Source organism: Mesobacillus boroniphilus JCM 21738, assembly GCF_000517385.1.
GTDB lineage: Bacteria > Bacillota > Bacilli > Bacillales > Cytobacillaceae > Mesobacillus > Mesobacillus boroniphilus.
This window is the reverse complement of sequence record NZ_BAUW01000020.1, coordinates 17,535-31,601: the sequence shown is the minus strand read 5'-3', so window position 1 is coordinate 31,601 and position 14,067 is coordinate 17,535. Positions and strand designations below refer to the sequence as shown.

Annotated in this window: 6 protein-coding genes and 5 pseudogenes; 6 read left to right on the top strand and 5 right to left on the bottom strand. The window is 43.4% G+C overall.

From position 1 onward, the window contains the following. Positions 1-138 precede the first annotated feature (138 nt). Together JCM21738_RS08250 and JCM21738_RS08245 are read right to left on the bottom strand one after the other, a co-directional pair. On the bottom strand, positions 139-1,095 hold the full coding sequence (locus tag JCM21738_RS08250; protein ID WP_023625901.1) for a calcium/sodium antiporter: 957 nt from the start codon (positions 1,093-1,095) through the stop codon (positions 139-141). A gap of 153 nt (positions 1,096-1,248) precedes the next feature. Then, entirely contained in the window at positions 1,249-2,742 is a 1,494-nt protein-coding gene (locus tag JCM21738_RS08245; RefSeq protein WP_023625900.1) for a peptide MFS transporter, read from the bottom strand. A 538-nt stretch (positions 2,743-3,280) separates the two neighbouring features. Here JCM21738_RS08245 and JCM21738_RS08240 point away from each other — a divergent pair. Then, a pseudogene (locus tag JCM21738_RS08240) lies at positions 3,281-3,562 on the top strand (DUF4385 family protein); the annotation flags it as partial. Between the two features lie 64 nt (positions 3,563-3,626). Here the strand turns inward: JCM21738_RS08240 and JCM21738_RS26670 are convergent. Beyond that, positions 3,627-5,281: pseudogene (locus JCM21738_RS26670) on the bottom strand (glycerol-3-phosphate dehydrogenase/oxidase). Between the two features lie 141 nt (positions 5,282-5,422). Further along, positions 5,423-5,986, bottom strand: a complete 564-nt coding sequence (locus tag JCM21738_RS08230; RefSeq protein ID WP_023625897.1) for a glycerol-3-phosphate responsive antiterminator — start codon at positions 5,984-5,986, stop codon at positions 5,423-5,425. A 161-nt stretch (positions 5,987-6,147) separates the two neighbouring features. Here JCM21738_RS08230 and JCM21738_RS08225 point away from each other — a divergent pair, with 161 nt between their 5' ends. Continuing rightward, entirely contained in the window at positions 6,148-7,068 is a 921-nt protein-coding gene (locus tag JCM21738_RS08225) for a methyl-accepting chemotaxis protein (protein ID WP_023625896.1), read from the top strand. Between the two features lie 531 nt (positions 7,069-7,599). Next, a pseudogene (gene rnjA / locus JCM21738_RS08220) lies at positions 7,600-9,263 on the top strand (ribonuclease J1). A gap of 257 nt (positions 9,264-9,520) precedes the next feature. Here rnjA and JCM21738_RS08215 read toward each other — a convergent pair. Next, entirely contained in the window at positions 9,521-11,383 is a 1,863-nt protein-coding gene (locus JCM21738_RS08215; RefSeq protein WP_023625894.1) for an LTA synthase family protein, read from the bottom strand. Between the two features lie 263 nt (positions 11,384-11,646). On the opposite strand from JCM21738_RS08215, the pseudogene JCM21738_RS08210 reads away from it, so the two are divergent. From JCM21738_RS08210 to JCM21738_RS08205, 3 genes and pseudogenes are all read left to right on the top strand, one after another. Further along, positions 11,647-12,515: pseudogene (locus tag JCM21738_RS08210) on the top strand (cation diffusion facilitator family transporter). An 87-nt stretch (positions 12,516-12,602) separates the two neighbouring features. Next, a pseudogene (locus JCM21738_RS25585) lies at positions 12,603-12,793 on the top strand (hypothetical protein). A 299-nt stretch (positions 12,794-13,092) separates the two neighbouring features. Continuing rightward, positions 13,093-13,959 carry a TRM11 family SAM-dependent methyltransferase gene (locus JCM21738_RS08205; protein WP_081742086.1) on the top strand — a complete coding sequence of 289 codons (867 nt, stop codon included), beginning with the start codon at positions 13,093-13,095 and terminating at the stop codon, positions 13,957-13,959. Positions 13,960-14,067 lie beyond the last annotated feature (108 nt).

The following is a 14,067-nucleotide window of genomic DNA, read 5'->3' as shown; positions in this document are numbered from 1 at the left end:
ATACGCTATCGGAAAGAATCAAACTTAAACAAAATAGAGAGTCTGTAAGATTACATACACAATTGCAAGCATGCGTTAGCTGACAATCAGATTCATGGAAAAAAGGCCTGCTAATCCAGTCAGGCCCTTTTCAATTCTTTAATTACGTAAAATAATATATACCAAGTAGGCGATATAAACTGCTGCAAGTATGGCGCCTTCCGCCTTGGAGATTTTGAATTTCGACCTTGAAAAAATCAGTAGCACTGCCGTTAAAATGATCATTATGGCAATATCGGTGAAGATTTTATCATTTACAGCGAGTGGCGATATTGTAGCTGCAGCACCTAGAACGAAAAGGATGTTAAAGATGTTGCTTCCGACAATATTGCCGAGTGCGATTTCGCTTTCCTTTTTCAGGGCCGCAGTGATGGATGTGATCAATTCCGGCAGTGAGGTTCCGACAGCCACAATCGTCAAACCTACCAGCGTCTCGCTCATCCCCAGGGATAGGGCGATGGTTGTTGCATGGTCAACTACCAGGTCTCCGCCGAAAATAATCGCAGCCAGACCGGCGATTGTAATGAAAATATTCTTTCCCCAAGTTACTTTGCCTGTAGCTGTAGGCACATCCGATACTGGTTCACGGTTATTCAAGGCAACCTCGATGATGTAATACAGGAAAATCAGAAAGAAAAGAAGCAGGATGATTCCTTCGCTTCTGCCAATTAAATTGGTACCCGCCATCTGAAGCGCTATATCACTGGCTACGACCGCAAGCGCAACACTTGCCAGCAAGGTAAATGGAATTTCCTTTCGAATTGTCGTCGTTTCAACTGCAAGTGGATTGATCATAGCAGTGATGCCGACGACCAAAGTGATATTGAAAATATTGCTTCCAACAACATTCCCAAGAGAAACATCACTGTTGCCTTCCATTGCCGCAATCATGCTTACTGTCGCCTCAGGTGAGCTTGTTCCAAAGGCTACAATTGTCAAACCGACCAATAAAGGCGGAACCCGGAGCATGGTGGCAATCTTAGAAGCTCCCTCCACGAAATAATCTGCTCCCTTTATGAGCAATGCAAAACCTACTGCCAAAAGTATATATGTCAAAATCGACTCTCCTCTCATAAGCTTCTTGTTATAAAAGGTACCCTGAAAATGTATCATTTAAAAATTTTTATCAGCGATGGATTTTCGCATTTATGATAATACCAAAAAAAGACGGCTCTCATCTTAGGAGTAGCCGTCTTCTATATTAATTTTTTATTTTATACCCTTCATGTAACCTTGAATCTTCGGAGACAAGATGAAAAGGATGATACCTAGTACGATGGATGCTCCTCCGATTGTACCGAAGTAAGCCATCTCTGTTTCAGGTGAGTAGAACTTAACGATTTGTGCGTTGATTGCTTGTGCTGCAGCACTTGCAAGGAACCAGAGGCTCATTGTTTGTGCGGAGAAAGCAGCCGGAGCAAGTTTGGTAGTTGCTGATAGTCCAACAGGAGAAATCAGCAATTCACCGAATACAACGATCAGGTAGCTAAGTACGAGCCATAATGGGCTTACCAGTGCATCTGTACCTGTGAAATATGCAGGAATCAGGATGACCAGGAATGAAAGACCTGCGAACATCAATGAGAATGAGAACTTCTTCGGAATTGATGGCTGGCGGTCACCAAGCTTCACCCAGAATCCTGCGAAAATCGGTGCAAAGATAATGATGAATAATGGGTTCAGTGACTGGAACCATGCCGGTGAAATGGTCATACCAGCGAACTCGAGCTGTGTACGCTTGTCCGCATAGTTAGCAAGGATTGTTGAGCCTTGCTCCTGGATTGCCCAGAACATGACCGCCGCAAGGAATAAAGGAATATAGGCAAGAACACGTGAACGTTCCACTTCTGTTGTCTTAGGGCTGCGATACATAACGATAAAGTATGCAGTCGGAATTAAGATACCAAGAATTGTTACAAGGTTGATAAAGCTTTCGAATGTTAAAAGTCCAGCAGGAATTAAAATAGCACTTAAAATACCGATTGCGACAACTGCTATAGCGAAAATCGTAAAAGTCTTCTTCTTTTCAGATGGTGAAAGCGGGTTTGGTACAGCGGTACCTGCAAGACCTAGATTCTTTTTCTTTGTTAAAACGAAAACAACTAGTCCAATGAACATACCAATAGCGGCAATTGCAAAGCCGTAATGGAAGTTGTAAGCCTTAGATACTGTTCCAACGATAAGTGGCGCAAGGAATGCACCTGCATTGATCCCCATATAGAAAATAGTGAAACCAGCGTCACGACGAGTGTCTTTTTCGCTGTACATTTCACCGACGACAGTTGAAACGTTTGGTTTCAACAAACCCGTTCCGATAACAATCAGAATCATCGACACGAAGAACATTGTGACGCTTCCCGGAATTGCAAGCGCGATATGACCTAACATGATCAATATTCCGCCGTAGAACACAGCTCGTGATGTACCGAAGATCCGGTCAGCAAGCCATCCGCCGATAATACCTGACATGTAGACGAGTGAGCCGTAAATGGACATGATGGAAAGCGCAAGCGTTTCATCAAGCCCCAAGCCGCCCTTCGATACTTCGTAATACATGTAGAATACGAGGATCGCTCTCATTCCATAGTAAGAGAAACGTTCCCAGAACTCAGTGAAGAAAAGCGTGAAAAGTCCCTTTGGATGTCCGAAGAATCCTGTTTGAGGAACACTATCCACAATTTTCTGCCTATTATAGTTAGACATGATTATCCCTCCCTATTTTCTATTCTAGAATACTTTTTGAAGTGTGGATTGTCAAAAAAAATATCACGGATAAATCTTTCGAAGTATTGCTATATAAGGGTTATTAATGTTTTGTGATCTAAAAAAAAGTGAATTAAAAATCATTCAAGTAATGTGAATATATATAATAATCAGGTAAATCAGTACATATATACCATAGAATATAAAGGCTATTTACAACTCTGCCAAAATTGCAAATCAGCAAAAGGAACGAATACTTATTAGCCAGCAGGGTATTCAGAGAATTTCCTTGTCCGCAGCCAGACAACCGTTGATGATACACAACAGCTCATCCTCCAGCAAAAATCGGTGAACTGGAGCCGTCTTCATCTGAAAAATTCCTTATCAGCACAGTCGGGAAGCTAGGACTTGGCAGAGTTTTAAAGAAGGCGGGCATTGTCGATCAGATCGCACAAAAGAATCTTGCCCGCACGCATTTTAACCAGCTCGCAAACCTGACAGGCCAGCCTGCGATGTCAATGCCGCTGCACCAGACAACTCAGAAAAAATCTATAAGATGTTCCTGGATTATAAAGCGAAAAATGATTTTGTCGGCATGGACATGGCAAGGAAGTTTCTGCAGATGTGCTATACCCATGCCCGTCGCTATACGAATTATAAGGGCGGCAGAAAATATGACGAGGACGGCAAGGTGAACGAACGCCAGAACGATCCAGTGAAGGCTGAATCTGCCGCCATTTTTATGGAAAAGTGGAAACAGGCCAGAACCGATCAAGAGTATCTTGAGATGAAAAAGGAACACCAGAAGAATTATGGATAAAGAAAGCTTGATCTACTCGAAAACAGGCCAAAAACCCTGATCATCATGATCAGGGTTTTGCTGGCTATTTTACAGGAACAACTGCTTCTGTTAATGCTCCTTCAAGCTCCAGGGTAAAGGCTTCAGTTTGCTGGTCATTCCAGCTGAATTGGTCGCGCATGAAGTTAATCACATTTTCCTTGAAGTTATGCACAAGGTCGATATCGAATAAAATCGCTCCTGTACGTCTGTTGAAGAAGTCGACTGGTGTTGCTGCCGCTTCATATTGGATGCCGTAAATCAGCTTCGCGAACAATTCCAATGGCAGGCCATATTGAACTGCTTCTTTCTTATGTTCTGATGCAAGCTGGAACACAATCGGAGCGTTCGATCCATACTGATAGGCAAGACGGCGGGCTTCTTCTTTTGTAAGGCCAGCACTCATGCCTTCTTCAAGCTGTTTTTCCACAAAAAAATCAAGGTTTGCAGAACCGCCGACATCTCCGCCGGAAATAGGCAGGTTCTTCGTCTGGCTACCAGGGAAGCTGAGTTCTTCTTCTTTAGCGAATTTCTCGGCAAGCAGGTCGACAATCGTTTCCGCCATTTTACGGTAGCCAGTCAATTTGCCGCCAGCGATGGTGATCAGTTTAGAATCTGATTCCCAAATTTCATCTTTCCTGGAAATTTCCGAAGGAGCCTTGCCATCCTCATGAATCAGCGGCCTGATGCCTGCCCAGCTGGATTCTACATCTTTTTCCGTAACATTCACGTCAGGGAACATATAGTGAATTGCTTTAAGTAGATAGCTTCTGTCTTCTTCTGTCATGCCAGGGTTGATTGGGTCTTCATTGTAAAAAGTATCGGTCGTGCCAACATAGGTTTTGCCATCGCGCGGAATCGCGAAGACCATCCGGCCATCTGGTGTATCGAAATAAATCGCCTGCTTAAGCGGGAAGCGTGATTGATCGATGACGATATGAACACCTTTTGACAGCTTGAGGGTTTTTCCTTTTTTTGAATCATCCATTTCACGGATGCCATCGACCCAAGGGCCAGTTGCATTAACAACTTTTTTGGCATGAACTTCATATTCCTCGCCTGTTAAAAGATCCTCAACCAAGACGCCTACAACAATCCCATTTTTATAAATAAGATTTTTAACTTTAGAATAGTTCAATGGTGTTGCGCCTTTTTCAACAGCCTGCTTCATGACCTCGATCGTCAGGCGGGCATCATCGGTGCGGTATTCAACATAATAGCCGCCGCCCTTCAATCCGTCTTTTTTTACGAGTGGTTCCTTTGCCAATGTTTCGGCCGCGCTGAACATTTTTCTGCGCTCCGATCTTTTGACGCCTGCTAAAAAGTCGTACACCCTCAGACCAATAGAGGTACTAAAGCTGCCGAATGTTCCGCCTTTATGGAAGGGGAGGAGCATCCATTCCGGTGTAGTGACATGCGGGCCATTTTCATATACAATCGCACGTTCTTGCCGACTTCAGCCACCATTTTCACTTCGAATTGTTTTAAATAACGCAGGCCGCCGTGCACGAGCTTTGTGGAACGGCTTGAAGTGCCTGCTGCAAAATCCTGCATTTCCAACAAAGCAATGTTCATTCCTCTTGTGGCTGCATCCACAGCTATTCCGGCACCGGTTATTCCGCCGCCAATGACAAGGACATCAAATGCTTCATTTTTTAGTTTGGATACTATATTTTTACGGTCGAGATTTGAAAATCTCATCTATTACGCCTCCTTAATATGAAAAAAAGAGAGACCACAAACAACATTATCGCCCAAAAGCCGAAATGTTATCGTGGTCTCTCCAGTTCTCCTACCCGATTTATTAACTTGTAATCATTATATCACAGCCACCTGGGATTTTCATGTGTCTGATTTTTGAAATTGGATTATTTCCCATAATTCGCTTTTAGATGTAGTAATCGCAGTGGCCCCGGCATCCAAAGCATTCTTCACTTCCTCGGTTGTCCGGATCAGGCCGCCTGCAAAGATCGGGATGTTCACTCGTTCTTTGACTTCCTTGATCATCCAAGGCATCGCCCCCGGTAAAACTTCAATATAATCTGGGCGGGTTTTCTGGATGAGTTTATAGCTTTTTTCGAGTGCATGGGAATCAATCAGGAATACTCTTTGCACAGCTAGCACTCCTTTTTGCTTTGCTTTTAAAATGACACTCGACTTCGTGGAAATCAGGCCATACGGTTTGTATTCCTGGCATATATATTCGGTTGAAAAATCATCACTCTTCAACCCCTGAATCATATCCACATGATAAATCATTTTTTTCCCATAGCGCTTCGCCATCGCATTGATATTTTTCAATTGAGCGATATGTACTTCCAGCATGACGCCAATTTCATAAGGACTTTCGAGAAACTGTTCAAATTCTTTCATGTTTGAAGATGCGGGCAAGATTTTTTGATCCAAAAGAATCCCATCCTTCATTTAGATTATACATTATCTTAACATGAGTCGTTTGGTGTTTTCTATGGTGCAGAGGACCAGAGCATATTCAAAATTGTCGAAGAGCATAAAAGACTAGTACGATAGTAACAAAGATACATATCAAATGATTAAGAGGAGACAACATGCAGATTAGAATGGAAAAGATGAGCACACAGGTTTTTGAAGAAGACGCGGTCCTGACAGCAATTGAAAGGTCTTTGGCGATGATCGAATTTGATCCCGATGGAAAAGTGCTTTGGGCAAATGAAAACTTTGCGATGACAATGGGCTATCGTGTCGAAGAAATGCCAGGACTTTTGCATAAACAATTTTGTACAGCAGAGTTTGCGGCCAGCAGGAAATACACAGAGCTATGGAGGAACCTCCGCAATGGAAAAAGCTTTCAGGAGAAAATCCAACGAGTCACGAAAAGAGGGAAACTGCTCTGGCTGGAGGCTACATATACACCTGTTTACGATTCTCTGGGAAGAGTCGCGGGTGTGGTAAAAGTGGCCACGGATATAACACAACGGGAGTTGAATACAACCAGACTGGCCGAGCAGCTTAAGGAGATGTCTGAAGAGGTAAGCAGCCGGGCTGAGCTGGGCATTACAAGAAGTGAAGAAGCAGCCACTGCAGCCATCAAACTGGCAGAGGAATCAAAAGAAAATCTGCAAATTCTCGAATCGCTTAAATCACAGGCCAAATCGATCGGCAGCATTGTGCAGACCATTCGCGAAATTGCCGCACAAACCAATCTGCTTGCCCTGAACGCAGCCATCGAAGCCGCTAGGGCCGGGGAACATGGAAGAGGTTTTAATGTCGTTGCTGGAGAAGTGAGGAAGCTCGCCACGCGTGTCCAGGATTCCATCCAGGAAGTCAATGAACACATTGAAGGAATAGCAGGCGAAATCACCAAAATCAACGAAGCCACTAGACGCTCGCAAAATGGCATCATCAACAACCAGACACTCAATGAACAAGCGGTCACCGCCTTCAAAGAAATCGGAAGTGCCGCCCGCGAATTGGACCAGCAGGCAAAGACGTTCAAGGATATATTGTAAGGACCACGAAACACCGCGATCGCATGATATGATTGCGGTGTTTTTGATGTTTGGCAGGTAGTGAATGTAAGAAATTTTCTATAAGCCCAAATTAATTGAACCATCGACAAAAGGTCACATAGAAGGAGTCTTTATACAGCTGCTTTACCCAATAAAGAGCCAAAAGAAGAAAAACGGTAAAAGCAGAGCCGCTGCATTGCCCGAAAAGAAGTGAAAGGAGGAAAAACGGTAAAAGCAGAGCCGCTGCATTGCCCGAAAAGGAGTGAAAGGAGCGAAAACGGTAAAAGCAGAGCCACTGCATTGACCGAAAAGAATCCTCAGGATGAAAATTATCCGTCTCAGCAACTTTCCCCCATAAATACTCGTCTAAATAGTACTGAGGATAGCATTATTTGTTGAAATGCTTATTTTATGGTATATTTTAAGAACTTCAAACCCCAATTTTCTTCAACGATTTCTTCACTATTTTTTTGACTATGATTCCCATGGGAATTGATAAATACATTTGAACAAAGAAACAGGAGTTGAACTATGGAAACGAAATTGAAAAAGGATCTTAAAATTTTTGCTTTAGGCGGTCTTGGTGAGATCGGAAAAAATACGTATGTAATCGAATACAAAAATGAAATGGTGTTAGTGGACTGCGGAATCAAGTTTCCGGATAATGAGTTGTTTGGGATTGATTATGTGCTTGCGGATTATACTTATTTGAAGCAAAATCAGGACAAGCTTGTCGGAATTTTCGTGACACATGGCCACGAGGACCATATCGGCGGTCTGCCATTCTTGCTGAAGGATGTAAAGGCGCCAATTTATGGCGGCGATTTCGCAGTTGAGCTAATCAAGTCAAAGCTGCTGGAGCACAAAATCAAAGGCGTTAAATTCCACCAAGTCAAAAATGACACAGTCGTGGAATTCCAGAATATCAAGGTGCGTTTTTTCAGGACGACGCATAGTATCGCCGATTCTTTCGGTGTTGTCGTGACGACTCCGGAGGGGAACATTGTCCATACCGGTGACTTCAAATTTGATTTGACGCCAGTAGGTGCGGAAACTGATTTTCAACAAATCGCCAAAGTCAGCGGTGAAGGAGTGCTCTGTCTGTTATCGGATAGCACGAACAGCGAAGTACCAGGTTTTTCTGTCTCAGAAAAAGAGTCGGTGAAGCTATCGAGGATATATTCCAGACGGTGGACGGCCGTGTCATTTTCGCGACGTTTGCATCGAACATTGACAGGATCCAGCAGGTGGTGAAGTCGTCTCTTAAGTATGATCGGAAAATGGCCGTTGTTGGCCGCAGCATGGAAAAGACGTTTGAAATTGGCCGCAGATTGGGCTATATTTCTGCACCAGATGAGGCGTTCGTGAGCGTCAATGAAATTGGGAAGGTTCCAAGCAATGAGATGACAATTATCTGTACAGGAAGCCAGGGGGAACCGATGGCGGCACTTGCGAGAATAGCAAATGGCACGCACAGACAAATTTCCGTCATTCCTGGAGATACGATTGTATTTTCTTCCTCGCCGATACCAGGCAACACAATCAGCGTAAACCGAGTGATTGATAAGCTGCACCGTATGGGCGCAGAAATCATCCATCATAAAATCAGTGAAGTCCATACTTCCGGACATGGCAAGCAGGATGAACAGAAGTTGATGATCAAGCTGCTGAATCCGAAGTTCTTCATTCCGATTCACGGTGAGTACCGCATGCTAAACCAGCATGTCAAATTAGCAGAGCAATGCGGAATCCCTCGTGAAAACTGTTTTATTTTAGAAAATGGCGATGTTCTTGAGTTATCTAATGAGGGCGGCCAGGTTGCCGGAAAAGTACCAGCGCAGCCAGTATATGTTGACGGCAGCGGCATCGGCGATATCGGACATATCGTGTTAAAGGACAGAAGAGTCCTGTCCCAGGACGGACTTGTGATCGTCACCATGATGATCGACCGCGAAAAGAAGCAGCTTGTCAACAAGCCGACAGTCGTGACAAGAGGATTCGTTTACGTCAGGGAATCTGGCGACCTGATGAAGAATGTAGAAGAACTGATCAAGGATAAAATTGTAACAGAACTGGCGGGGGGCACGAAGGACTGGTCGAGTATCAAGAAAGCAGTCATCGACGTCGTCAATCCGTTCCTATACAGCCAGACTGGCAGAAGGCCAATGATCTTGCCTATTATTATGGAAGTATAATCTGAGAACGCTCCTTAATGGGGCGTTTTTTTACGCATAATTTTAAAAATACGAGACTTTGTCCAAAGTGATATCAGCTTAGGACCAAACTGCGCCTCCTTAAGACTTTGTCCAAAGTGATATCAGGTTCGGGCAAAACAACGTCACCTTAAAAGGACTTTGTCCGAAGTGATACCGAGCTCCTGATAAAACCACAGCTGTTTATGTATTTTTAACGGAAAACAAAAACCCCACTGACTGATCAGTGGGGTTCACAATTATTGTTGTTGTTCATCTTTTCTATAAAAGCGGAGCAAGTCTCCATAAATGATTTGGTCTGAATAGCTCAGTTCGTTCTTTGCATGCTCGATGTATGGTTCACAGCTTGCACCGTCTGTCGGCTCACCTGTGGCCTTATCGTAGCAAACGCCTTTCGTGTAGACTGCATCTTCGGTAATGAAGCTGCCGTCTCTCAGGACAACAAAGTTATCCTGCTTTTCGGAGAACAGGTCTGTTCCAAACTGAATGTCCTGCTTTGTATCAATACCAGCAAGATTCAACAATGTTGGGCGAAGGTCAATCTGGGCAGATACGCTCGAAATTGTTTTGCCTTCGTGTCCCGGTATGTGGATGATCATTGGCACACGCTGCAGTTGTGTTGTAACAAATGGCGTGATTTCTTTTCCTAGGTACTGGGACATTGCCTTGTTATGGTTTTCAGAAATTCCATAGTGGTCACCGTAGATCACGATGATCGAATCCTCGTAAAGTCCTTCTGCCTTCAAGTCCTCGATGAATAGCTTCAATGCTTCATCCGTATAGCGGACGGTTGGGAAGTAGCGGTTCAAGGTTCCGCTATTTGAATCAAATTCATCGATGAATTTGTCCTCTTCATCCAGTTCAAACGGGAAGTGGTTTGTCAGCGTGATGTACTGCGCGAAGAATGGCTGCGGCATTTCTTTTAATTGCTGAATTGACTGGTCAAAGAAATCCACGTCCTTCATGCCCCAACCAACAGAGTTTTCTTCGTTCACTTCATAATCCGGCAATGAGTAGAGACGGTCATAGCCAAAATTGTTGTACATTACGTCACGATTCCAGAAGCTCTTGTTGTTCGCATGAAGCTTCGCTGTGTAATAAGAGTTTTCCTTCAGCCTTTCAGCAAGTGACATATACTCATTCCCTGAGTGGGTGAAGAATACAGCACCGCGGCCGAGCGGGTATAAAGAGTTTTCCAATAAGAATTCGGAATCAGACGTTTTACCCTGTGCCGTCTGATGGTAAAAATTATCAAAGTAATAGCTGTCTTTAATGAATTCATTCAAAAATGGAGTAATCTCCTGGCCATTCACCGTCTGACCGATGACGAACTCCTGGACAGATTCCATTGAAACTACAATGATGTTCTTGCCCTTTGCTGCTCCGAACATTTCTTTAGATGGTTCTGTGTATTGAGCACGAGTATAGTTCTCGATTTCAGTCAGCTGGTTCCCATCTGCCATGGCTCTTTGGGCAGTTGTTTTTGTTTGCAGGTACGCATCGTAAATATGATGATTGTATGTCCCGATGTTCTTAACAAGGATTTCCCTGTCAAATGTACGAGTCAGCAATTCAGGTCGTTCAGATTCAGAAAGTCCGAGGTTGAAAAATGCCAGGCCAATCGCGCTGAAATAAAATGCAGCAGCATAAACGCTTTTGTACTTTCTAAAAGAAATATTAGGTGTTTTGACAATGGCTAAAACCAGAATCAAAAGGGCATCGGAAAAATAAAGGATGTCAGTCCAGCCAATCAATTCGCCGACACTGCTCTTTAAATCGCCCATATTGCTTGTCTGTGTCAACAGCGGAATCGTGATGAAATCACTGAATTCCTTATAGTAAACAACATTTGCGTAAAGAATAAAGGATGTGATAAAGCTCGTGGCTACAACGAAAATTTTCTGCTTCCTTCCAGCCATGAAGATCCCGATGCCCAGGACAATCATGAGGAAGCTTAAAGGATTGATGAACAGGATAAATTCCTGCATTGTATTTTCAATATCTATATCAAAAATGAACTTATAAACGGTGTAGTTTTTAAGCCATAATAGGACAATGGCAATCAATACGAAACTTATGGACATGTTCTTTTTTGTTCCCATATAATCCCTCCTAGGAATCTATTGAAGTTTACATTTTACCACAAATGAAAATAGTTTTGTAGCTGTGCCGTTAATCGCGTAATTTTCCGATATTTATTAGTACGAACTAAACCTCTGAAAAGTTTCTGGTAATTACTTCTATTTTACCTAGGGAAACTTTTTTGCTTACCTGTTAATTGTATGGACAAGGGTAAAAAGGTTGCTATAGACTCACTCGCTCCTTGATTGTTAAAATGTTCTAGCAGTTGAATGGAGGCTAAACCATGAATGAACAACGTTATTCCAATTTAAAACTAGGTGAACGCGGGGCGATGATCAGTATCCTCGCTTATATTATTCTTTCTGCCTTAAAACTTTCTGTAGGTTATATCAGCGATTCTGAAGCATTGAAGGCTGATGGCTTGAATAATACGACCGATATTCTAGCCTCGCTGTCCGTCCTGATCGGGTTGAGGCTGTCACAAAAACCTGCGATGAAGATCATCTTTATGGCCACTGGAAATCGGAAATGGTCGCATCGATGGTCGCATCTTTCATCATTATCCTTGTTGGTTTCCAGGTTTTAACCAGCGCCTTCACATCATTTTTTGAAGGGACAGCCGAAGCACCAGATCTTATTGCTGCATGGACAGGATTTTTTTCTGCTTTAATTATGTATTTCGTGTATCGCTATAACCGAAATCTCGCATGGAAAATAAAAAGCCATTCGGTGATGGCCGCGGCTAAAGATAACCTGTCCGATTCGTGGGTGAGTATTGGTACTGCCGTTGGCATCATCGGCTCCCAATTTGGTTTGCCGTGGCTCGACCCTGTAACTGCATTCATCGTTGGCGGACTAATTTTAAAAACAGGCTGGGATATCTTCCGGGAAGCATCCCACCAGCTGACAGACGGCTTTGATGTAGACCTAATTAAAGAATATAACGAAACCATCTGTAATATTCCTGGAGTAAAAGGAATTAATGATCTAAAGGCACGCAGCTACGGAAACAATATTGTCGTTGACTGCGTCATCACTGTGAAACCTACCCTCGACATCAGCACCGCTCATGATATCTCGACGAGGGTCGAAGATAAGCTCATGCAAGAATACGATATTTATGACGTCCATGTCCATGTAGAACCGGATTGATTAAGAAAAAAGTTATGACTGACTATAGACTTGTTCATGCTATACTTAGCAGGAATATTAGATTTTGAAGGGTAAAGGTAAAACTAGATGAAGTTTGTAAAATCTCAAATGAAACAGTTGATTAAGGATAATCCAGAACTGCAAACGCGCTTATCCAGTTTGATAAAAGAACATGGTTTGGAGAGAAACTTCGCCCTTAAGGTTTGTATCATTCTGAAGTAGCTGAGGGCGGAAAGTATCAGCTCGCATACCAAGCACTTGACTTGCCCAAGCGGTAAGTCATTTTTATTTCGATTTGCAGAAGGCAAGTTATATGACATGGAATGGATAAATTTACACTTTGATTAGTGTCTAGCTCCAGCGCCTAGCCCCTCGAGACGTTTCGGTCCGCCCATTGAAGTCAAAGAACGACTTCAATGGTCAGCCCTCCAACGCTTGTCGGGGCTGAGCAAGGCGCTTGCGCTTTTCTTACAGCGGAAGGATTTGAAACTGATTGGAATTCACAAACTTTAAGCCTAAGTCTTTTATATATAATTACGCTTTTCCGGCTGAAAAAAGAGAGTTGTGCGCTCTGGAAATGCGCTCTTTTTTTGGGGAGGATACAGAATCCAGCATCCTGGAGAGTACTGTAAAAATCGATCCAAGCCGAAGTCCGTTTATGAGGGGACGTATGGATGTCATCCTGGAAGGTGAGCAATTCGAGGACCTAATTGAGCAAGTGAAGAAGATAGAATTGAATGGTTCTACTTTTAAAGTGATGTATGTAAAAGTGACAGGTCCTGAAAAGGTGGATTTTGAAGAGAGGCGCCGAATCGAACGGGAAGTCGGTCTGCAAATTCCCGGTGAGCCGGAGCTCGTAAATCCAGTCGTGGTGTTTGGGATCATGAATGTAAACGAGCGTTGGGTATTTGGTGAATATCACAGCAGTGAAGCAGTCTGGCTGAACCATCAGCAAAAACCGCATAGCTACTCAACTTCATTAAGCACCCGTGTCGCAAGAGCCGTCGCCAATATCGCCGTTCCTGATCCTGCTGGAGTTAAAGCAATCGACCCATGCTGCGGAATTGGAACGGTAGTGGTGGAAGCATTGTCGATGGGCATCGACATCGTGGCCAGTGATATCAATCCGCTCATACTGCCTGGAACAAGGGAGAACATTGCGCATTTTGGCTATGCAACGGAAGTGATGTTCAAGGACATCCGCGAGGTCACTGGGAGCTATGACGTGGCGATTATCGATATGCCGTACAATCTGTGCTCGGTCATCACACCAGAAGAGCAGCTAGAGATGCTTCAAAGCACATATGAATTCGCTGAAAAAGTAGTCATCGTCACGATTGAACCAATAGACACTATCATCGGAAATGCCGGCTTTGAAATTGCTGATCGCTGTGTCGTGAGGAAAGGGAACTTAGAACGAGAGGTTATTGTATGTAAAAAATGAGATAAATTTAAGGACGATTATGGGTGTCATAATCGTCCTTTATGCTTTTCGGAAAAATTTAGTTGTGAATTGCTACATGTAGGTATTCTTAATCCAGCTTCAGCGCTT

Excerpts from the sequence above, each read along its gene's own strand:
- JCM21738_RS08245 (WP_023625900.1), bottom strand. The coding sequence starts at position 2,742 with ATGTCTAACTATAATAGGCAGAAAATTGTGGATAGTGTTCCTCAAACA.
- JCM21738_RS08225 (WP_023625896.1), top strand. The coding sequence starts at position 6,148 with ATGCAGATTAGAATGGAAAAGATGAGCACACAGGTTTTTGAAGAAGAC.
- JCM21738_RS08215 (WP_023625894.1), bottom strand. The coding sequence starts at position 11,383 with ATGGGAACAAAAAAGAACATGTCCATAAGTTTCGTATTGATTGCCATT.
- JCM21738_RS08205 (WP_081742086.1), top strand. The coding sequence starts at position 13,093 with ATGCGCTCTTTTTTTGGGGAGGATACAGAATCCAGCATCCTGGAGAGT.